Below are 20,436 nucleotides of genomic sequence, written 5' to 3' on the forward strand. Positions count from 1 at the left end.
GGGCCGCCTCGCATCGCAAGCGGTAGCTTTGGCGGCCATAATTTGCACCGGGACGGCGAATGCCCAGAGCCGTAGCGAGCAGAGCGCCCAGTCCCTGAGCTTCGACGCGGCTCTCGCGCGGATCGACGATGCCTCACCTGGACTCTCAGGCGAGGATCATGCCGTCCGCGCAAGCGAACTGATGGCTGACGCTACGCGCAGCCTTCACCGTCCGGTAATCAGCGCGTCGGCTAGCGTCATCGAGTATCAGAAGACTTTGTCCGTCGACCTCACCGGACCGAAGGATAACGCGGCAAATGCCGCAACCGACTTCCTGTCACAGTTGCCGGGCCAGTTCCCGGTCGGATTTCAGCAGATCGTCGGGCAGGTCACGCAGCGGGTTGGTGCCGCACTGCCAACGATCTTCGGCGCGATCCCGGACACTCTGCGATACCAGACGCGTAACACGGTGTTCCGACCTACGATCACCGCCGCCATGCCCCTCTACACAGGCGGAGCGATCCCCGCGATTCAGGCAGGCGCGGACGCCGCTGTCGATGTAGCGCGCGCCAAGCAGGCCGGTGGGCATGATGTCTCCCGCGTGGGCCTTGTTCGCAGTTATTTTGGTCAGCAGGTCGCGGCACAGCTGACCCGCTCCACGCGTGAGACGCTTGAGGGATTTGACCGGCACTTGTCCGATGCGAAGAAGCTCGAGCAGAACGGGGTTATTCCCCATGCCCGCGTCCTTCAGGTCCAGGTGGCTCGCGATGCTGCTGAGCGCGCGCATGTCCGCGCTCAGCTTGAGGAAGCGACGGCCGCCGATGCGCTGGCGCGATTGCTCGATCAGCCGGGAGGTGTGAACGCGCTGACGCCCCTGTTCGTCAATTCGACGCCATTGCCGCCGGTCAGCGTGTTTATCGACGGCATCGATGCGACGCCGCGGGCACGCGGTGCCGACGCTGCCCGTGACATCGCCCGTGCCGGCGTCGGTCTGGCGAAATCCCGTTACCGTCCACAGGCTTTCGCGTTCGGAAGTTACAATGCCAATCGCGACAACGCACTGCCGACCGAACCCGATTGGGTAGCCGGCGTCAGCCTGCGATATACCCTGCTGTCGAATTTCGACCGCAAGAAGTCGCTCGACGCGGCACGCGAGCAGGAGCGGGCGGCCGCAGACGCGGCAGCGCAGGCACGCAGGGACGTGGCTAGCGAAATCGTCCGTGCCTGGAATTTGGTCGAAACGGCCCGGCGGTCCTTTCTGCTGCTCGACAGCAACCTTGCAGCAGCGCGGGAAAACCTGCGGGTCCAGCGAATCTCGTTCTTCGAGGGGGAAGCCCCATCCTCGTCGCTCGTCGATGCCGAGGCGACGCTGGCATCGACGCAAACCCAACGGATTGCGGCGGCCTACGAATATGACCTCGCGCTGGCGGGGTTGCTCGCGACCAGCCACCGGGTCGATGACTTCACCACCTATCTGGCGCGGGCCGATCGACGTTTGGGGGACGAGAAGTGAACGAGGAAACGGTCGCCCCGGCAAGGCGCAGCAAGCGGCCTATCGCGATCACCATAGGCTTGATCATGGTGGTCGTTATCATCCTGGGGTTGTGGCTGGCGAGTCGTCCGGCGCCGGAGCAATTGCAGGGCATGGTCGATGCGGACGAGGTCAACGTTGGAACCAAGGCGCTCGCCCGCGTCGAGCGCTTGATCGCCGAGGAGGGGCAACGCGTTCAACCCGGAACGCTGCTGGCCACGCTGTCGAGTCCCGAGATTGCAGGCGGACAGGCGCAGGCCCAAGGTGCTCTCGACGCCGCACGCGCGGTCGCGTCGGAAACCAACGAGGGCGCTCGGCCGGAGGACATCGCGACGCTGCGCTCGACATGGCAGGCCGCCCGGGCGGCTGCGGATTTGGCAGCGGTCACGAGCCGGCGCACCTCCAACCTGTACGCGCAAGGGGTTGTGGCAGCCCAGCGCAGGGATGAGGCAGCAGCAGCGCGCGACAGCAGCGCTCGCAATGCCGAGGCTGCGCGACAGCAATATATGAAGGCACTGGCAGGTGCGCGTCCCCAGAACAAACAGGCGGCCAACGCTCAGGTGCGCATCGCCGAAGCCGCGCTGCGTACCGCGAATGCATTGGGGCGCGAAACGCAATTGTTCTCGCCAATCGCCGGCGAGGTCGCCCGCAAGCTGGTACAGCCGGGCGAAATCGTCAGTCCCGTCATCCCCGCCTATCAGGTCATCGACATCGATCATCCCTGGGTCGCGCTGAACCTGCGGGAAGACCGTTATCATGGTCTCGGGATCGGCTCGGTGCTACACGGTCACATACCCGCGCTGCAGCGCGATGCCGACTTCAAGGTCTATCTGGTGGCGCCGCGCGGCGACTTCGCCACATGGCGCGCGACGCGCGAGTCGTCGGGCTACGACGTGCGGACCTTCGAGATCCGGCTGCATCCGGTTCGCCCGATCGAGAAGCTAAGGCCGGGAATGAGCGTCCTGTTCGACTGGCCGCAATGAACGCCTTTCGTCGGGCGTTGGTACGCGAGGTGCAGCATCTGCGCCACGATCGCTGGGATCTCGCGGGGATCACGCTGCTGCCCGGATTCCTCATCTTCATCGTCGCGGCTTTATTCTGGCAGGGTCCGTTGCTCCAGGTGCCGCTGGGGATCGTCGATGGCGACGCTAGCACCGCCAGCCGAACGGTCATCCGGGCGCTCGATGCCTCGCCGCTCATTCGGTTCGGCGGCTACTATCCGGGCGAGGTCGAGGCGGTTCGGGCGGTCCGCGCCGGTAAGATCATGGGGTTCGCGCACATTCCGGCGGGGCTCGGCGAAAGTGTGGCCCGGCATCGGGAACCGGTCGTCCGCATCCTCTACAACGGAAGTTTCCTGACCGCAGGGGGGCAGGTTGCCCGTGCGGCTGAGGAGGCGGTGACCGAAGCGCTCCCAGAGATCGCGGCCGACCAGTTGCCCAATCATGCGGTACCGGCGAGCCGCGTCCGGCGTCTCGCCGTCGAAGCGACGCCGCTGGGCAACGCGCCGTCGAGCTTCGAATGGTTTCTGGGGCTACTGATCTTCCCGGCGGTCTTGCATCTGATCGCGGCCTGCGTCTGCGCCATGGCGATCGGACGCGAACTCGAGGACAAGTCCCTTTCGGCGTGGGCGAAGGCCAGCGGCGGCGTGGCTTCGGCGATGGTCGGCAAGATGCTGCCCTACGTCCTAGCCATCAGCGGCTGGGGGCTCGTCTGGCTCCTCTATCTGACCCTTGCGCGCGGTTGGCGCGTCGAGGGGAGCATCGTCCTCATCGCATGTGGCCAGACGCTGTTCTACACCGCGACTGCCGCCATCGCGGCTTTGCTGGTGGCGGTGACGCGCGAGACTGCCACGGCTCTGTCGGCCAGTGCCGTATATGCAGGGTCCGCGCTGGCCTATTCGGGCGCGACGCTGCCGCTGAACGGCGCGAACGCGTTCGCGCGCACCTGGAGCAATGTACTGCCGCTCACCCACTACATCGCGCTCCAGATGGGGCAGGTGAGCGGCCAGGCGGTCGCCGCAGCGGTCGCGCCGACGACATCCCTAATGGCATATGTCGTCATCGCGGGCGGCGGAGCATGGGCCTTCATCATGGCAAGAGCGCGCCGGGCATGACCTTCGATCGGGCTTTTCTCGAAACTTGGCGCACGATCCTCACCTCGCGTACGCTCCTCAGCACGATGCTGCTCGCGGTCGTCCTCTATGCCTTCTACTACCCGGCTCCCTACTCCCACGAAACGCCTCGTAAGCTGCCCGTGGTCGTCGTGGATCAGGATGACAGCGCCCTCAGCCGCGCCATGATCCTGGACCTGGACGCCACCCGCGCGATCAGCGTCGCGGAGGTGGTCGCCAACCTCGCCGACGCGCAGGCGGACATGCGAAAAGGCAAGGCCGACGGGGTGATTCTGATCTCCGACGGGTTGGAGCGCCAGCTGCGATCGGGAACGCCCGGTTCGGGGATCGCCGTCTGGGTAAACGCAACCTATCTGCTGCGTGCAAGCACGATCGGCGAGACGGTGACGGCGGTCATCCAGAACACAGCGAAGACGCATCTCCTGCCGGGTGGCCAGATCAGTCGCGGTGGCCCGCCCGTCGCGGTCGTGACGGAGCCGCTTTTCAACAGGACGGGCGGCTACAAGGGTTACGTCTTTCCATCGGTGGCCGTCATCATCATCCAGCAGACCCTTCTGTTCGGCGCCGCGACCTTCATGGGTGGACGGCGCAGGACGGGACTGTGGCGGATGCGCGCGGCAGAGTTCGGCGGGACGCTGGCGGCCTTCTCCTCGGTCGGCATTCTGGGATGCTATTTTCTGTTCGGGCTTATCTTCTGGGTCCAGGCCGTCCCGATGGACGGCAATGTCGTCGGCATGATGATCGTGGTCCCGATCTTCGCGACGGCGGTGGCCGCTTTGGGGCTGCTGGTGGGCAGCGTGTTCGATCGAAGCGAACGGGCGATCTACATGCTCGGTCCGACTTCAGTTCCCTTCTTCTTCCTCACCGGTGCGACCTACCCGCTCGACCAGATGCCGTACTTCGTTGCCGCGTTCGCACGTCTGATACCGTCGACGTCGGGGGTTCACACCTTCGTGCCCCTCAATCAGATGGGCGCGACGCTCGGCGATGTGGCGGTCCCTCTCCTGACGATGGTGGCGCTCGCCGTGGTCTACTCCCTACTCGCGTATATCCGGATCGTCGGATCGTCGCCGCGCTCGACCCTGACGTCCGCACCTTAGTTCGAGCGGAAGCAAGGCGAAATGGCACCCTTGCGACGCGACGAGCACCGATCTGGTCGGTGGTGACGAACGCGCCGCCCGGCTTGCGGCGAAGCATCTCGTGAATCCGCTGCCCATGGCGATATGCTGGGACGTCAAGGTGGACACTGGTCGATGAAAAGCTCCGGCCGCTTCGGAGGGCCGCAGCCTTCGTAGCGGGCAGGCACAAGCTCGGTTTTCCGGCTTATTCGTCGCTACGCTTCAAACGGACTGCGCGGGCATCGGCTACCGTCGCTGAAGCGACAGGACGAGTCCGCCGCGCCAAACGTGACCTGCCGAGAAATCTTTTGAGCATATGGATACAAAATTGTATCGAGCTGTTTGTTCCGCAAAAGCTGGAGAAATAGCATGAACTCGCCACAGCGTTCAGTCGCCGTCATCGGTGCTGGTACTATCGGCCTATCCTGGGCGTCGCTGTTCGCCGCCCACGGCTGGACGGTCCGCGTATCGGATCCACGGCCTGACCTGGGGCAAGCCATAGACGATGCCGTTTCCGAAGCCGCGCCTGCGCTCATCGCCTTGGGAGTCGATGTCGAAACCTCCGACTTGAGGTCACGGATAACAGCCTCGGCCTCCTTGGAGGAAGCGGTGGACGGCGTCTCCATTGTACAGGAGAACGGCCCCGAGCGCGTCGATTGGAAGCGTGAGCTGTTCGCAAAGCTCGAAAGCATCACGGCCGGCGACACGATCCTGGCGACGTCGAGTTCGTCGATCCCCGCAAGCGAGATCGCACGCGACATCGCCGATGGCAGCCGCATCATCGTCGGCCATCCCTACAACCCGCCGCATGTGCTGCCTGTTGTCGAGGTGGTGCCAAGCGAAAAGACGTCGCAAACCACGATCGATCGCGCCGCCGAGATTTACGCATCCCTTGGTCGTGAGCCGGTTATTCTCAAGAAGGAGATCGCCGGCTTCGTAGGCAACCGGCTGCAATTAGCTCTTTTGAGGGAGGCGTTTAGTCTCGTCCATGCCGGCGTCGTCGAACCGGAAATGCTGGATCGGCTGATGCGGGGATCGCTCGGTTTGCGTTGGGCGGCCGTCGGCCCGCTCGCTGCCGTTCGTCTCGGTGGAGGGCCTGGCGGAGCCAAGCACCTAATGGAAAACGTCGGCAAGGAAATGGAGCACATCCAGCTCGGATCGCCCACGCCCGAAGCGATGACAGACGTCGCCGCGACCATCGATGAGGCGTATGGCCAGAAGGATTACGCGACAGCCGCAAAGGATGCCGGTCGCGCGCAGATTGCGATCCTTACAGCGACGAGAAAGGCCGCGGCATGAGCGGCGCGACGACATCGGGCGGCCCACTTGCCGGTCTGCGGGTTGTCGAATTCGGTCACTGGCTTGCGGGTCCGATGGCGGGGCTCCTGCTGGCTGACCAAGGCGCCGAGGTCGTGTCGGTGCGGCGACCGGGTGCAGCCGAGCGCCACCCCGCCGAACGGATACTTCATCGTGGCAAGCGGTGCATCGAACTCGACCTGAAGAGCGAGGTCGGTCGTTCGGAAGCGCTGGCGCTGGTCAACGCAGCCGATGTGGTGATCGAGAACTTCAGACCCGGCGTGATGGCGAGGCTCGGACTTGGTTATGACCAGGTACGGCAGGACAATCCCCAGATCATCTATGCATCACTGCCGGGCTTTTCCGAGAGCGATGCCAGAGCATCGATGCCTGGCTGGGAGGGGGTGATCGCCGCAAACGCTGCGCTTTTCACCGACATCTCCTTTTGGGGTGCAGCCTTTTCGCTTCCACCGGTCTTCACCGCCCTGCCCTTGGCCTCCGCATATTCGGCACTCCACGCGGCGATCGGCGTGACGGCGGCGGTGTTCGGTCGACTTCGCGATGGGCGCGGCGACCGGATCGAGGCACCGTTGCTCGATGGCGCCATGTCGGCGTCGGCCGGCCCGCTCATGCGGACGAAAGGGCAACCAAAGAGGTATAACGAGCCGGGCATCCCCACCGTCATCATCGACCATCTGAACCTGCGCAGGCTTCCGGGTGTCCTGGCATCGGGCGTCGAGCGGTTCCTCGATGGCCAGATGCCTCCCTTCTTTCGGAGCTACGCGTGCGCCGATGGGCGGGATTTGTTCATCCTCGTCATCGACAATATCGGTCACATCGACCGCCTATTGAGCGCGATGGGCATCGCCGACGAATTGGAGTCGATGGGCCTGCGCCGCGGCAATATCCTCGACGTGCCGCCTACCGATGACAATGTCTACGCCTACCGCTCGAACACATCGGGGATGAAGCAGCTGGCCAAGCGGCTGGAAGCGCTGTTCCTGACGCGGTCTGCCCTCGAATGGGAAGATCATCTGGGCCGACATGGTGTGCCGGCGGCAGTGCAGCGGACCACGGCGGAATGGACCGGCTTCGGACCGATCCGCGAGGCAGGGATCGTGGTGGCGCATGATGACGACGAGGCGACAATCCTCGCTCCGGGTCACCTCGTCGACATATCGGCAAGCGATCATGGTTCGATGCCTCTGCCTCAAAAGGCAGCGGCGCCTGTCTTCACCGGCTGGACTAGCGACGGGCGGTTCTTTGCCAACGCACCGGAACCAGCAGAATCAGCGACGCCGCCGCTCTCGGGCTTGAGAATCCTCGATCTTGCGAACGTCATCGCAGGCCCAGTCGCGTCGCGCACCTTGGCCGAGCTCGGTGCCGAGGTACTTCATATCGATCCCATCAACCCGAAGATGGGACCGCGGATGCTCCTGTTCATCGGTCAGGAGGTCAATCAGGGCAAAGACGCGGCGATCATCGACCTCAAGAACGAGGCGACAAAGCCCATCGTCGATCGCCTTATCGAGCGCAGCGATGCGGTGATCTACAACAAGCTGCCCCACCAGGCGGCTGGGCTGGGTTTCGACCCCGATCGGGTGCACGCCGCGAAGCCGGATTGCGTCATCACGGCCGTGACGGCGTATGGCGGGTCACTCGGCAAGGGGTGGGGGGACCGGCCCGCATACGACCCGGTCGTCCAGGCAATGTCCGGCATCATGGTCAGGTACGGAGGTCTATCGTCGCCCGAAGTCCACGGCGTCGCTGCGACGATCGACTATTTCACCGGCTTTGCGGGCACGCTGTCGGCACTGTGCGGCTTTGTCGCAAGGGAGCGCGGCGCGCGCAACATCGTCACGCGAACGTCGCTGGCACGAACCGCCGCCTGGATCCAACTGCCCTTCATCACCGGACGCCCCGTTGCCGAACCAAGCGGCCAGAATGCGCGAGGCTGGGATGCGCTAAACAGCCTGTATCGCAGTTCCGATGGCTGGATCTATCTGGCGCTGGAACCCGACCTCTACCTGCAGGCCCGCCCGTCGATCGAGGCGGCGATGGCGATCTCCCTGCCTGACCGATGGCAGGACGCAAGCGAGACTCTCGCAAAGGCGTTCGAGAAGAGGAAGGCGGCGGAACTGGTCCGGGCTCTGCAATCTCCGATCCTCGCCATCGCGGAGGTGCTTGACGTCCGCGCACTGCGCGAGAAGGCCGAGCCGGGAGCATGGGCAGATACGTTGGTCACCACCGATCTTCCGTCCGGCCGCACGTTGCTCGTGCCGCAGGGCGAGGACCGAGGGGAACTTTACGTCCCGGACTCCACCTGGCTGCGCTGGGGATCACGCCCTCGCCGCCGTCTGCACGCCAGCCATTTGCCCGGCGCCGATACGGTCGCCTTGCTGGAAGCACTGATGGGGGCGGCCCCTGCGACGCTACCGTCCGGTATGTCGAGCAGCTGGGATCTGTCGACCGGCCCACTTCCCACCTGACCGGGACGCGGTCACGGCCGCAAGGCCGTGCCGCATTCGACACATGATTGGTACCTCGCCTGAGGCGATCGAAGGAAAGTCATCATGACCGGCACATTGTACATTCTCCAGGCCCGACCGGCAGCAATCGTCGCGCTCGATGTCGACAGTGGCGACATCAAAACCGTGCGCGGTGATCTGTACGGCGTCCCCGACGGCATCCAGGTCGTCGCCGCCGACGATGCGATCTACTGGACGAGCATGGGCAAGCCGCCGTTGAGCGGCGAGGAATTCCCCGGGGATGACGGATCGGTCGAGCGATGCAGCATCGGAGGCACCGATCACGCAACCCTGATTGGGGATGGGGCCATCGTGACGCCCAAACAGGTGCGGCTCCACCGACCAACCGACCGGCTGTACTTTTGTGATCGCGAGGGCATGGCGCTCTGGTCGTGCCGAACCGATGGAAGCGACTTGCGGAACTTGCTGCGCACCGGCGACTGGCCCGAGCAGACGGGTGAGATTCTGCGACACTGCGTCGGCATCGCCCTCGATGACCTCGGGGGATATATCTACTGGACGCAAAAGGGGCCTGCTGATGGCGGTCGCGGTAGAATCTTCCGTGCCCCCATCGATTTCCAGGCTGGCCCGGCGCCGCTCCACGACCGGGATGTCGAACTGCTGCTGGACCATCTGCCCGAGCCGATCGATCTTGAGATCGATTTCGATCGGCGGAAGCTGTACTGGACCGATCGCGGCGACCCGTCAGTGGCGGGTAATTCCCTCAACTGTGCCGATATCGGTGTCGACGGCCTATCCAACCACGTCGTTCTCGCCACCGGCTTGCAGGAGGCGATCGGTCTGGCGCTGGATACTGCCGGACAACGGATCTTCGTCAGCGATCTGGGCGGTACGATCCATTCGTTTTCGCTCGTCGACGGGACGTTCGCCGTGGTGCATCAGTTCGGCAATCCGCTGACGGGGATCGCCTTTTCACAATAGAGTCGCCCAATTCACATCGGGCTGCCGAGGTCGGATCGCCAACCGCTCATGAGCTGCGATCCCAAGCATTTCGACGCTGCAAGTCCTACAGCCCGCTTCCAAAAGGATACCGCCGGTGCCGCGCCTCTACACTCTGTCGGTAGCTTGACCCATCGCGCTGTTCGGTGGCTTCCTCGCCGCCACCGGGGGGTGTTGCTCTGTCACCCGGCGGATCCCCCTATCACGTCGTCGTCGGGGGTGCTCACATCGGCGGGGCATACCGGCCATCGCTGGGGTGCCGGACGTGGTCGGCCTCGCCGGATCGACGCTACCTGCGCAGGATACGAGGCCACCAGCGACGCGGGCTGCGACGAGCGACGAGGCGGATAAGGAAAGGCGGGATTATGGCGGAGCCCTGTCGAACCGACGCTATCGCGCACTGGCCGACATCCCGCCGAAGAACGTCGACAGGCTCGAGTTCGCATGGGCGCAGCGCACCGGCGATCTGGCGATGACTACCGAACGCCTCGAAACGCCGCGCTCCTGCGCCATCTACATCGATCCTCATCGGGCCGGATGACCGGGAATTCGGTCAGGACCGGGGCACACGCAGGAAGTAACCTGCAGCGCCCACCGTGCAGATACGAAGCCCCATAGAGCGCGGAGATCCGCCAGTTAACATCCGCTAGATACCAACAGGAACCTGCGGATCCCATCAGCAATTCTCTGGGAAGTCTGGGGTCGTGAGTTCAATCCTCACCGGCAGCACCATTCTCCCCCGCCCCTCAAAGGGCCTGAAATGGGGAGCTTTCATCCCCACACGTAAAACTTGGTTGGGATCGTTTTACCGGCTCGCTAGCTATGGTCGGATGAGATTCCGTTTTTCGTTCGGCGCCCAGGTGTTCGTCGGCATGGCCGTGGGCCTGCTGCTCGGCCTGCTCGCCCGGTCGCAAGGCTTGGCCGGGCTGGCCGAAGGCTTGCGCATCGTCGGCGAGAGCTTCGTCCAGCTGCTCAAGGTGCTGGTCGTGCCGCTGGTGTTCACCGCCATCGTCGCGTCGATCGCGGCGCTGCGCGACCTGAACAATGCCGCGCGGCTGGTCGCCGCCACCTTCATCTGGTTCGCGATCACCGCGCTGATCGCCGTCACCATCGGCCTGACGCTGGGCACCGTGCTGCAACCCGGCCTGCATGCGGGCGTCGCGGCGGGAAGCGCGGTGCGGCCCGACACGGCGGGGTCGTGGCTCGACTTCCTGCGCGGGCTGATCCCGTCCAATATCCTGGGCCTGTCCGCCTCGACCAGCGCGGGCGACGGCGGCGCGCTGAAGACCGGACTGTCGTTCAACATCCTCCAGATCATAGTCATGGCGGTCGCGATCGGCGTCGCCGCCGTTCGGGTCGGCGACAAGGGCGAGAGCTTCCTGTCGTTCAACGCCTCCGCGCTCGCCATCTTCCGGCGTATCCTGTCCTGGGTGATCCGGCTGACCCCGATCGGCTCGGGCGCGCTGCTGGGCAATGCCATCGTGCGCTATGGGTGGCAGTCGCTGTCCGCGCTCGGCAGTTTTGCGCTGGCGGTCTATCTCGGGCTCGGCCTGGTGCTGTTCGTCGTCTATCCGCTGCTGCTGCTCGCCAACGGCATGTCGCCCAAGCGCTTCTACGCCGCCGCCTGGCCTGCCATCCAGCTGGGCTTCGTGTCACGCTCGTCGATCGCCACCCTGCCGGTGACCGAGGATGCCGTCGAGCGGCGCCTCGGCGTGCCGCGCGCCTATTCGGCCTTTGCCGTGCCCTTCGCCGCGACGACCAAGATGGACGGGTGTGCCGCCATCTATCCGGCGATCTCGGCCTTGTTCGTCGCGCAATATTATGGCCTGCCGCTGCATGTCGGCGATTATGTGCTGATCGTGCTGGTGTCGGTGCTGGGCTCCGCAGCGACGGCGGGGCTGACCGGCGCGGTCGTCATGCTGACGCTGACGCTGTCGACGCTGGGCCTGCCGCTGGAGGGTGCGGGGCTCTTGCTCGCCATCGATCCGATCCTCGACATGGGGCGGACCGCGATCAACGTCGCAGGACAGGCGCTGGTCCCCACCATCGTCGCGCATCGCGCAGGCCTTATCACCGACGCGCCGCCGGTGGACCGCTTGCCGGAGGTGCCGCAAACGGGGTAAACACGTCCATGAGCTTGCGCGCGGTGTTCTAGTAAAGTAATACACGCGAGGCCGATGCCGGAACCCCAGATGCGCCCCGACCCATTTAATCCCGACCGTACACCCCTGGACCGGCCTTACGAGCCGGTAGGGCCGCATTATCCGCTCTATGATGCGGAGACGCAGAGCTGGACCTTCGGCCCCGACGAGGACGATGCGCTGGCCGAGCGGCCTCGCCGCAAAATCCGCTGGGGCCGCTGGATCGCGCGCGGGGCGGGGGCGGGCATCATCCTGCTGGTCATCGCCATCGCCTGGCTGGCCGTCACCGCGCCGCTGTCGCGCTCGCTCCAGCCACCGACGCCGCCCTCGATCACGCTGACCGCCGATGACGGTACGCCGATCGCGCGGCGCGGCGCGATCATCGGCGCGCCGGTCGATGCCGCCAAGCTGCCCGCCCATGTCCGCGAGGCGTTCATGGCGATCGAGGACCGGCGCTTCTATTCGCATTGGGGTGTCGATCCGCGCGGCATCCTGCGCGCCGCCTGGCATAATCTGGGCTCGGGCGGGGTGCGCGAGGGCGGATCGACCATCACCCAGCAGCTGGCGAAGAACGCCTTTCTTGATTCCGACCGGACGGCGGGGCGCAAGATCCGCGAGGCGATGATCGCCTTCTGGCTGGAGGCGTGGCTGACCAAGGACGAGATTCTCTCGCGCTATCTGTCGAACGTCTATTTCGGCGATAACGTCTATGGCATCACCGCCGCGTCGAAACATTATTTCGGGCGGACGCCCGACAAGCTGAACATCGGCCAGGCGGCGATGCTGGCGGGTCTGGTGAAAGCCCCCTCGCGCCTTGCGCCCACGACGAACCTGAAGGGCGCGCGCGCCCGACAGGCGGTGGTCGTCGCGGCAATGGAGGATGCGGGCTTCCTGACCAAGGCGGAGGCCGATGCCGTCCAGCCGCAGCGCGTGCTCGCCTCACGGCCCGAAACCCTGCCCAGCGGCACCTATTTTGCCGATTGGGTGCTGCCCGAGGCGCGCGACCAGGCGGGCGAGATCAAGACCGAGGCGACCGTCCAGACCACGCTCAATCCCCGGCTGCAACGGATCGCCGAGCGGACGGTGCGCAGCGCCGGGCTGAACCAGGCGCAGGTCGCGCTGGTCGCGATGCGCCCGGACGGCCGCGTCGTCGCGATGGTCGGTGGCAAGGATTATTCCAAGAGCCCGTTCAACCGCGCCACCCAGGCACGCCGCCAGCCGGGCTCGGCCTTCAAGCTGTTCGTCTATCTGGCCGCGCTGCGCTCAGGCATGACCCCGGACTCGACCATCGAGGACGAGCCGGTCGACATCGCCGGGTGGAAGCCGCGGAACAGCGACGGCCGCTATCTGGGCAAGATCACGCTGCGCCAGGCGTTCGCGCGGTCGTCCAACGTGGCGGCGGCGCGACTGACCCAGGCAGTCGGGGTGAAGTCGGTCATCAAGGCGGCGCGCGACCTGGGCATCACCACGCCGATCCCCAACGAGGCGACGATCGGCCTGGGCACCTCGACCGTCAGCCTGCTGGAGCTGACCGCCGCCTATGCCGCGGTCGCCAACGAAAGCTATCCGGTCGCCGCGCGTGGGCTGAACGACGTCAAGGACAAAGGCTGGTACCAGTCGCTGACCGAGCGCAAGACCGGCTTTTCCTCGGCGGTACATGACGGGATGCTCGATCTGCTTTCCTCCTCGATCAAGACGGGGACGGGACGGCAGGCGCTGCTGACCGTCGATGCCTATGGCAAGACCGGCACGACGCAGGATTCGCGAGACGCGCTGTTCATCGGCTTTGCGCGCGATCTCGTGGTGGGCGTCTGGGTCGGCAATGACGACAACACGCCCAATCCCGGCCTGTCCGGCGGCGGCGTGCCCGCGCGCATCTGGCGCGCCTTCATGCAGTCCGCGCTCGACATCCCGCCCGTGCCCGCCCCCGTGGTGCAGGAAGAGGTCGATCCTGACGCGCTGGCCAATAGCACGGATGAGGAGATGATCCCGACCGAAAGCGATCCGGTGGGCGAGATCATCCAGGGCATGGGTCTGGACATGAAGATGGGCGACGACGGATCGATCACCGTCGGCCCAAGCCGCCGCCGCCCCGACCGCGCAGGCCCGCCCCCCGAAGATCGCCGCCCGCCCGACGAGCGCGAGGGAGAGGGGGAATAGCGAACGCTCTCGAGCGGGAGACGCTTTTTCCTTCGCGTCATCGCGGCTTCGCGTGATCCATTTGAAATTCACGCGAAGCCGCGATGACGCGAAGAGGTTTTGTTCGCGCAAAGGTGCGGAGGACGCAGAGGGCTTTGGCGCGGTGGCCCCGGCATGGCCCAGGCTGATACGCTGAGAGACGATAGGGCCTGTCGGCCAGACATGCCTCTCTGCGTCCTCCGCGCCTCTGCGCGAACCAACACCTTGAACTTGGGCTGGCGGGGCTTGCCCTTCCCCCCTCATACCGCTTACACACGCTGTCATTCGCAAGGACCCGGTGCAATTCCGGGTGGCTATTCCGGCCGCCGATCCGCCGGACAACAGAATGCATGGCCCCATCGCCGCTCCTGCCGTCAGAGAGCGTGTCCGCCATGCGCGACATTCTGGTATTTCATGACTCTCCAAAGCTACCGAACCCAATGGTTCTCCAACCTGGGCGATGCGCGACGCGATGTGCTGGCCGGGCTGGTCGTCGCGCTCGCGCTGATCCCCGAGGCGATCGGCTTTTCGATCATCTCGGGCGTCGATCCCCGTGTCGGGCTTTATGCGTCGGTCGCGATCGCGATCGTCATTTCCTTTCTGGGCGGCCGGCCGGCGATGATCTCCGCCGCGACCGCCGCCGTTGCGGTCGTCGTCACCCCGCTGGTCCGCGACCACGGCGTCGACTATCTGTTCGCCGCGACCATATTGATGGGGCTGATCCAGATCGCCGCCGGTTTCCTCCGACTCGATCTGGTGATGCAGTTCGTCTCGCGCTCGGTCATCACCGGCTTCGTCAACGCGCTGGCGATCCTGATCTTCATTGCACAGCTGCCGCAGCTGACCGGCGTGACATGGCACAGCTATGCGATGGTCGCGGGCGGCCTCGCCATCATCTATCTGCTGCCACGCGTGACCAAGGCGGTCCCCTCCCCGCTCGTCGCCATCCTGGTGCTGGCGGCGATCAGCATCGCGATGGGCCTGCCGGTGCGCACGGTGGGCGATATGGGGCGCCTGCCCGAAGGCTTGCCCAGCCTGGCGCTGCCGAGCGTGCCGCTGACGTGGGAGACGCTGCGCATCATCCTGCCCTATTCGCTGACCATGGCCGCGGTCGGCCTGCTCGAATCGCTGCTGACCGCGCAGATCGTCGACGACATGACCGATACGGACAGCAACAAGCGCCGCGAGTGCATGGGGCAGGGCGGCGCGAACATCGCCGCCGCTTTGGTCGGCGGCATGGGCGGCTGCGCGATGATCGGGCAATCGGTCATCAACGTCACCTCGGGCGGGCGCAAGCGGCTGTCGACGCTGACCGCGGGCGTCGTGCTGCTGATCTTGCTGGCCGGGCTCGGCCCGGTCGTAGGCCGCATCCCGATGCCCGCACTGGTCGCCGTGATGGTCATGGTGTCGATCGGGACGTTCAGCTGGAACTCCATTCCCAATCTGCGCCGCCACCCGCCGACCTCCTCGGTCGTCATGCTCGTCACGGTCGCGGTGGTGGTCCTGACGCATGATCTGGCAAAGGGCGTGCTGGCGGGCGTGCTGCTGTCGGGCATCTTCTTTGCGGGCAAGGTCCGCCGGCTGTTCGCGGTCGAGCGGATCGAGCAGGGCGATGCGGTACGCTACCGCGTGACGGGGCAGATCTTCTTCGCTTCGGTCGACCGCTTCACCCGCGCTTTCCTGGCGGAGCCGGACCGCAACGTCGTGATCGACGTGTCGGCGGCGCATTTCTGGGATATTTCGGGAGTAGGCGCGCTCGACAAGATCGTGGCGCGGCTGCGGCGCGATGGCGCCAAGGTCGAGGTGATCGGCTATAATCAGGCGAGCGCCGACCTGGTCGACCGCTTCGCGCTGCACGACAAGACCGGGGTCGAACTGGGCGTGGTACCGCACTGACGCCCGCCATGGGGGAGTGGTGTTGACCTGACCCGCCACCTCCCCCAAACGCCTGAGCCATGCGCTTTTTCTCGGACAACGCCGCCCGTATCCACCCCAAGGTCATGGAGGCCATCGTCGCCGCCGACCAGATGGACACCGCCTATGACGGCGACCGCTGGTCCAAGGCGCTGGACGCGTGCCTGTCCGAGCTGTTCGGCACCCAGGTCGAGGTGCTGTGGGTGCCCACCGGCACCGCCGCCAACTGCCTGGCGCTGGCGGCGCTTTGCCCGCCTTACGGCGGCGTGGTCTGCCACCGCGACTCGCATATCCAGAATGACGAGGGCGGCGCGCCCGAATTCTACACCCATGGCGCCAAGCTGATGCTGGCCGATGGCGAGGGGGCGAAGCTGACCCCCGACACGATCCGGGCCGTGATCGACGCCATCGCCAATGACGTCCACCGGGTCCAGCCGCACGCCATCTCGATCACCAACGCCACCGAATATGGCCGCGTCTACAACCCGGAAGAGGTCGCTGCGATCGGGGCATTGGCCAAGGAGCGCGGACTGGGTTTCCACATGGACGGCGCGCGCTTCGCCAATGCGGTCGCGCGGTTGGGCTGCACGCCCGCCGCGCTGACCTGGCAGTCCGGCGTGGAGGCCCTGTCCTTCGGCTTCGTCAAGAACGGCGCGATGAGTGCCGAGGCGCTGGTGTTCTTCAAGCCCGGTCTGGCGGACGTCACCCGCCGCCGCCGCAAGCGCGCCGGGCTGTTGATGTCCAAGGGCCGCTATCTGGCGGCGCAGGTGCTGGCGATGGTCGAGAATGATCTGTGGATCGCCAATGGCGCGCTGGCCAATGCCTGTGCCGAACGACTGGCGGGCGCAGCGGGCGACCGGCTGGTCTACCCTGTCGAGGCGAACGAAGTCTTTCTGCGCGCCACGCCGGAGGAAGCCGCGAAGCTACGGTCGCAAGGCTTCGACTTTTACGACTGGGCGGAGGGTGAAATCCGGCTCGTCACCGCCTGGGACACCGACGCGCACCATGTCGCCGCCCTGGCCGACGCGATCGTCGCCTTATGAGCGAGTTCGACACCAGCCCGCGCTCGACCCGCGCCGCCGTCCTTATCCCCTTCGCCATTGTCACGCTGATCTGGGGATCGACCTGGCTGGTCATCCGCGACCAGATTTCGGTCGTGCCCGCCACCTGGTCGGTCAGCTATCGCTTCCTCGTCGGCGGGCTCGCCATGGGGGCCTTCGCCATCGCCCGGCGGGAAAGTTTCCGGCTGGGCACCACCGGTGCGCTCTTTGCCGCCGGGATCGGGCTGTTCCAGTTCGTCCTCAACTTCAACTTCGTTTATCATGCCGAGGCGTACATCACCTCCGGGCTGGTCGCGGTCGTCTTCGCGATGCTGCTCATCCCCAATGCGGGCTTTGCGCGCCTTTTCCTGGGGCAGCGCATGGGGCGGCAGCTGATGGTCGGCTCCGCCATCGCGATGGCGGGCGCGGCGCTGCTGTTCGTGCATGAGGCGCGGGTCGATCCTGCCGGGCCGACCCGCGCACTGACCGGCATCGCGCTGACCATCGTGGCGATCCTGTCCGCCTCGACCGCCAATGTCATGCAGGCGACCAAGACCGCCAAGCGCTTTCCGATGCACGCGACGTTGAGCGTGGCGATGCTCATCGGCGCGGCGCTGGATGCGGTCATCGCCTATAGCCTGAACGGCCCGCCGGTGTTCGAGATGCGCGCTGGATATGTGCTGGGCATCCTCTATCTCGGGCTGTTCGCCTCGGCACTGGCCTTTCCGCTCTACTACCGGGTGCTACGGACGATCGGCCCGGCCAAGGCGGCCTATTCGAGCGTCATCGTCCCCGTCATCGCCATGAGCCTGTCGACCGTGTTCGAGGGTTATCGCTGGTCGCTGCTGGCTGGCGCGGGGGCGGCGGTGACGGCGCTGGGGCTGGTCATCGCGCTCAAGGCGCGCAGGCCCAACCGGTAATCGGGATAGCGGGGGCGCCAGTTCAGCACCCGCTTGGCCTTGCCATTCGCCACCCGCCGGTTCTCAGCGTAGAAACCGCGTGCCGCGTCTGACAGGCTGTCCAGCGACACCAGTGGCGGCGGCGACAGCCCTGCCAGTTGGGCGGCATAGGCCATGACCGCGTCCTGATCGCAGGGAAAATCGTCGGACAGATTATAGGCCCCCGCCGGGCCGTCGAACCCGGCGATCACGCCCGACACGATATCGGCGATATGCACCCGGCTGAACACCTGTCCGGGCAGCCCGACCCGGTGCGCGCGTCCGCCACGAACCCGGTCGATCGGCGAGCGGCCCGGGCCGTAAATGCCGGGCAGGCGGAACACCCGCGCGCCCAGTGCCTGCCAGTCGGCATCCGCCGCCGCCCGCGCCGCACGCCGTCCCGAGCCGATCGGGGCGGTTTCGTCCACCCACGCCCCGCCGGTATCACCATAGACGCCGGTCGAGGACAGATAGCCGAGCCATGCATCCGACCGTGCCAGTTGCGCGCCATAGGAGACGAGCACCGGATCGACCTCACCCTCGGGCGGGACCGAGGACAGGATATGCGTGGCAGCGGCGATCTCCGGCTCCACCCGCGCCCGGTCGTCGAAGCGGATCGAGCCGCCACGCCCGTCACGGGTCGTTCCCGCAACCGACCAGCCGCGTCCTTCCAAGAGCGCGGCCAAGTGACCGGCGGCATAGCCCATGCCGAAGACGAAAAGACGACCCACCAAGCTCAAACCTCCGTTCGCACTGAGCGAAGTCGAAGTGCACGCGAACGGCGTGCTTGGCCTTCGACTTCGCTCAGGCTGAACGGATGAGGTACGGCTTGGCTGCAGGAAGCGGCCGCAAGCATCACTTCGCCGCCATCGGCCCCTTGTAGAGCGTGCCGAAATAATCGCCCTTGTTCCACACCGGCCGCTCCGCACCGTCGGCGATTTCGCGGGCGATGGCGTAGTTGACGCTGACGAAGCGCGGTCCCTGGCTCCAGTCGATGCCTTGGTCGATCTCGTCGCCGGGGCGGTGATAGCGGTGGCTCATGAAATCCTCGACCGCCGCCTTGCCCGGTCCCTTCTGGCCCGGCCACAGGAAGACCGAGGGGATGCCCTTCTGCACGAAGCGGAAATGGTCGGAGCGGACGAAAATGCCTTCCTCCGGCATCGGATCGGGCGAGACGGGCAGGTCCATCGCCCCCACCGCCTTGCGCACGATCGGCCCCAGCGTGGATCGATCCGCGCCGAACACCACCATATCCTCGAACTTGTAGGTCAGGATCGGCATGTCGAGATTGACGTCGGCGACGATCGACTTCAGCGGCACAGTCGGGTGGTTGGCGAAATAGTCGGAGCCGACCAGCCCCTTTTCCTCCGCCGTCACCGCCAGGAACATGACGGTGCGCTTGGGCGGCGTGGCCGCCTTGAAGCGCTTGGCCTCCTCGATCAGGCTGGCGATGCCGATGGCGTTGTCGAGCGCGCCATTGTTGATCCGGTCGCCCTCGCCGCCCTCATTGGTGCCGATATGGTCAAGATGCGCGGACAGCACGACCACCTGGTCCTTCAGCTTCGGGTCGCTGCCGGGGATCAGGCCGATGACGTTGCTGCTGTCCATCGGCTTGAAGCTGGTCTTGGACGCGACCGTCAACTGCCCCTTGGCGGTAAGCGGCTTGTAAGCGGGCTTGGGCGCAGCGGCCGCCTTTACGACCGCGTCCCAACCCTTGCCGAACAGCTTGGCCGCGCCCGTCTGAGATAGGGTGCCAAGTACCGGGGTCGTCGGCGTCATCGCATGGGCGGTGCCGTCCGGGTTCGCCCAGGTCACGCGCGGCGCGTTGTAATAGCGAGCGAGCGAGGCAAAGGGCCGCTGCCGACCGCCAGCGCGCGGCATGTCGATCTGGATCGCGCCGACCGCACCGCGCGCCGCCGCCAGCGAAGCCTTGTTCGCCGCCGACCCGAAAAAGGCGCGCTCCTCGCCGCCCAGCCCCTCGGGCGTGCCGGGGACGAAGGCGACGATCTTGCCGCGCACATCGACGCCCTTATAGTCGGTCAGCCCATATTGCGCGGCGTCGATGCCGTATCCGACGAAGACGACCGGCGCGGAAAGGCTGGTCTCCTTGGCATTGGCCACGGGCGAGGGCACGAAATCCTCCCCGAACACCAGTTCCTGCGGCTGGCCGCCCGCCGGGGTCCACAACGCGCTGCCCTTGTCGGCGACATTGTACGCAACCAGCGGCACCCTCTGCAGATAGCCGCCATTGTCGCCGCCGGGCCGCAGCCCCGCCGCATAGAATTGCGCCGCGACATATTGCGCGGCGATGTCATAGTCGCGGGTGCCCGCCTCGCGCCCCGCCATCGCGTCACTGGCCAGGAACATGACGTGCGCCTTCATCGCCGCCTGATCCTCGGGCAGGGGCGCGGTGACGACGGCGTTGCGCTCGGCCGGGCTACGCTGCGCCGCCGTTTGCGCCGGCGTGGGGCTGGCGGCCTGATAATGAAGATGATCGTGATCGTGCGCGATCGCGGCGGTGGACAGGAGAAGCAGCGGCAGCAGAGCCGTCGAACGCGACATGCAGGACCTTTCGGGGAGATAGTGTTGCATAGGCGTATCACGCCATTTTCGCCGATCAACCCCGCCCATGATGGGCCGCGCCGGTTTTTCCTGCCACGCCGGTGGTCGCGCGGGTCCTGC

At 65.9% G+C, this 20,436-nt stretch carries 15 protein-coding genes and 1 other annotated feature; of the genes, 13 read left to right on the forward strand and 2 right to left on the reverse strand.

The window, feature by feature from the left end; genetic code table 11:
* Positions 1 to 181 precede the first annotated feature (181 nt).
* The 13 genes from GGR45_RS17620 (at position 182) to GGR45_RS17680 (ending at position 17,736) form a co-directional block, all read left to right on the forward strand.
* On the forward strand, positions 182 to 1,492 hold the full coding sequence (locus GGR45_RS17620; protein WP_483398307.1) for a TolC family protein: 1,311 nt from the start codon (positions 182 to 184) through the stop codon (positions 1,490 to 1,492).
* Complete coding sequence (locus tag GGR45_RS17625; RefSeq protein ID WP_175310502.1) at positions 1,489 to 2,493, forward strand: HlyD family secretion protein; 1,005 nt, start codon at positions 1,489 to 1,491, stop codon at positions 2,491 to 2,493. Before GGR45_RS17620 ends, GGR45_RS17625 begins: the two co-directional genes overlap by 4 nt.
* Entirely contained in the window at positions 2,490 to 3,623 is a 1,134-nt protein-coding gene (locus GGR45_RS17630) for an ABC transporter permease (RefSeq protein ID WP_175310501.1), read from the forward strand. The genes GGR45_RS17625 and GGR45_RS17630 overlap by 4 nt, the downstream gene beginning before the upstream one ends.
* Positions 3,620 to 4,741: an ABC transporter permease gene (locus GGR45_RS17635; protein WP_175310500.1), complete on the forward strand. Its 1,122-nt coding sequence runs from the start codon at positions 3,620 to 3,622 to the stop codon at positions 4,739 to 4,741. The genes GGR45_RS17630 and GGR45_RS17635 overlap by 4 nt, the downstream gene beginning before the upstream one ends.
* 387 nt (positions 4,742 to 5,128) lie before the next feature.
* Positions 5,129 to 6,058 carry a 3-hydroxyacyl-CoA dehydrogenase NAD-binding domain-containing protein gene (locus tag GGR45_RS17640; RefSeq protein WP_175310499.1) on the forward strand — a complete coding sequence of 310 codons (930 nt, stop codon included), beginning with the start codon at positions 5,129 to 5,131 and terminating at the stop codon, positions 6,056 to 6,058.
* Complete coding sequence (locus GGR45_RS17645; protein ID WP_175310498.1) at positions 6,055 to 8,544, forward strand: CoA transferase; 2,490 nt, start codon at positions 6,055 to 6,057, stop codon at positions 8,542 to 8,544. The genes GGR45_RS17640 and GGR45_RS17645 overlap by 4 nt, the downstream gene beginning before the upstream one ends.
* A gap of 84 nt (positions 8,545 to 8,628) precedes the next feature.
* Positions 8,629 to 9,525 (forward strand): YncE family protein, encoded by an 897-nt coding sequence (locus GGR45_RS17650; RefSeq protein WP_175310497.1) that lies wholly within the window; start codon positions 8,629 to 8,631, stop codon positions 9,523 to 9,525.
* A gap of 283 nt (positions 9,526 to 9,808) precedes the next feature.
* Positions 9,809 to 10,084, forward strand: coding sequence for a hypothetical protein (locus tag GGR45_RS17655; RefSeq protein ID WP_175310496.1), 276 nt, complete (start codon positions 9,809 to 9,811; stop codon positions 10,082 to 10,084).
* 289 nt (positions 10,085 to 10,373) lie between these two features.
* On the forward strand, positions 10,374 to 11,666 hold the full coding sequence (locus GGR45_RS17660) for a dicarboxylate/amino acid:cation symporter (RefSeq protein WP_175310495.1): 1,293 nt from the start codon (positions 10,374 to 10,376) through the stop codon (positions 11,664 to 11,666).
* 54 nt (positions 11,667 to 11,720) lie between these two features.
* On the forward strand, positions 11,721 to 13,844 hold the full coding sequence (locus tag GGR45_RS17665; RefSeq protein ID WP_246358303.1) for a transglycosylase domain-containing protein: 2,124 nt from the start codon (positions 11,721 to 11,723) through the stop codon (positions 13,842 to 13,844).
* 306 nt (positions 13,845 to 14,150) lie between these two features.
* Positions 14,151 to 14,206 (forward strand) — a sequence feature (sul1 is cis-regulatory element that is thought to sense ions involved in sulfur or methionine metabolism; They are found in Alphaproteobacteria).
* 70 nt (positions 14,207 to 14,276) lie between these two features.
* Complete coding sequence (locus GGR45_RS17670; protein ID WP_175310493.1) at positions 14,277 to 15,758, forward strand: SulP family inorganic anion transporter; 1,482 nt, start codon at positions 14,277 to 14,279, stop codon at positions 15,756 to 15,758.
* A 59-nt stretch (positions 15,759 to 15,817) separates the two neighbouring features.
* A complete protein-coding gene (locus GGR45_RS17675; protein WP_175310492.1) occupies positions 15,818 to 16,819 on the forward strand; it encodes a threonine aldolase family protein in 1,002 nt (333 codons plus the stop codon).
* Positions 16,816 to 17,736 (forward strand): DMT family transporter, encoded by a 921-nt coding sequence (locus tag GGR45_RS17680; protein WP_175310491.1) that lies wholly within the window; start codon positions 16,816 to 16,818, stop codon positions 17,734 to 17,736. The genes GGR45_RS17675 and GGR45_RS17680 overlap by 4 nt, the downstream gene beginning before the upstream one ends.
* On the opposite strand, the gene GGR45_RS17685 is transcribed toward GGR45_RS17680, so the two are convergent.
* Positions 17,646 to 18,485 carry a Rossmann-fold NAD(P)-binding domain-containing protein gene (locus tag GGR45_RS17685; RefSeq protein WP_285138717.1) on the reverse strand — a complete coding sequence of 280 codons (840 nt, stop codon included), beginning with the start codon at positions 18,483 to 18,485 and terminating at the stop codon, positions 17,646 to 17,648. The genes GGR45_RS17680 and GGR45_RS17685 overlap by 91 nt on opposite strands.
* Before the next feature lie 124 nt (positions 18,486 to 18,609).
* The gene (locus tag GGR45_RS17690) at positions 18,610 to 20,316 is read right to left on the reverse strand and encodes a M28 family metallopeptidase (RefSeq protein ID WP_175310490.1); all 1,707 of its coding nucleotides are present in this window, start codon (positions 20,314 to 20,316) and stop codon (positions 18,610 to 18,612) included.
* Positions 20,317 to 20,436 lie beyond the last annotated feature (120 nt).

Source organism: Sphingomonas zeae (assembly GCF_014197135.1).
Lineage (GTDB): Bacteria > Pseudomonadota > Alphaproteobacteria > Sphingomonadales > Sphingomonadaceae > Sphingomonas > Sphingomonas zeae.

Coding starts and splice junctions, on each gene's coding strand:
- GGR45_RS17640 (WP_175310499.1), top strand. CDS start 5,129: ATGAACTCGCCACAGCGTTCAGTCGCCGTCATCGGTGCTGGTACTATC.
- GGR45_RS17680 (WP_175310491.1), top strand. CDS start 16,816: ATGAGCGAGTTCGACACCAGCCCGCGCTCGACCCGCGCCGCCGTCCTT.
- GGR45_RS17675 (WP_175310492.1), top strand. CDS start 15,818: ATGCGCTTTTTCTCGGACAACGCCGCCCGTATCCACCCCAAGGTCATG.
- GGR45_RS17635 (WP_175310500.1), top strand. CDS start 3,620: ATGACCTTCGATCGGGCTTTTCTCGAAACTTGGCGCACGATCCTCACC.
- GGR45_RS17660 (WP_175310495.1), top strand. CDS start 10,374: ATGAGATTCCGTTTTTCGTTCGGCGCCCAGGTGTTCGTCGGCATGGCC.
- GGR45_RS17620 (WP_483398307.1), top strand. CDS start 182: ATGGCTGACGCTACGCGCAGCCTTCACCGTCCGGTAATCAGCGCGTCG.
- GGR45_RS17665 (WP_246358303.1), top strand. CDS start 11,721: ATGCCGGAACCCCAGATGCGCCCCGACCCATTTAATCCCGACCGTACA.
- GGR45_RS17690 (WP_175310490.1), bottom strand. CDS start 20,316: ATGTCGCGTTCGACGGCTCTGCTGCCGCTGCTTCTCCTGTCCACCGCC.
- GGR45_RS17650 (WP_175310497.1), top strand. CDS start 8,629: ATGACCGGCACATTGTACATTCTCCAGGCCCGACCGGCAGCAATCGTC.
- GGR45_RS17670 (WP_175310493.1), top strand. CDS start 14,277: ATGACTCTCCAAAGCTACCGAACCCAATGGTTCTCCAACCTGGGCGAT.
- GGR45_RS17645 (WP_175310498.1), top strand. CDS start 6,055: ATGAGCGGCGCGACGACATCGGGCGGCCCACTTGCCGGTCTGCGGGTT.
- GGR45_RS17630 (WP_175310501.1), top strand. CDS start 2,490: ATGAACGCCTTTCGTCGGGCGTTGGTACGCGAGGTGCAGCATCTGCGC.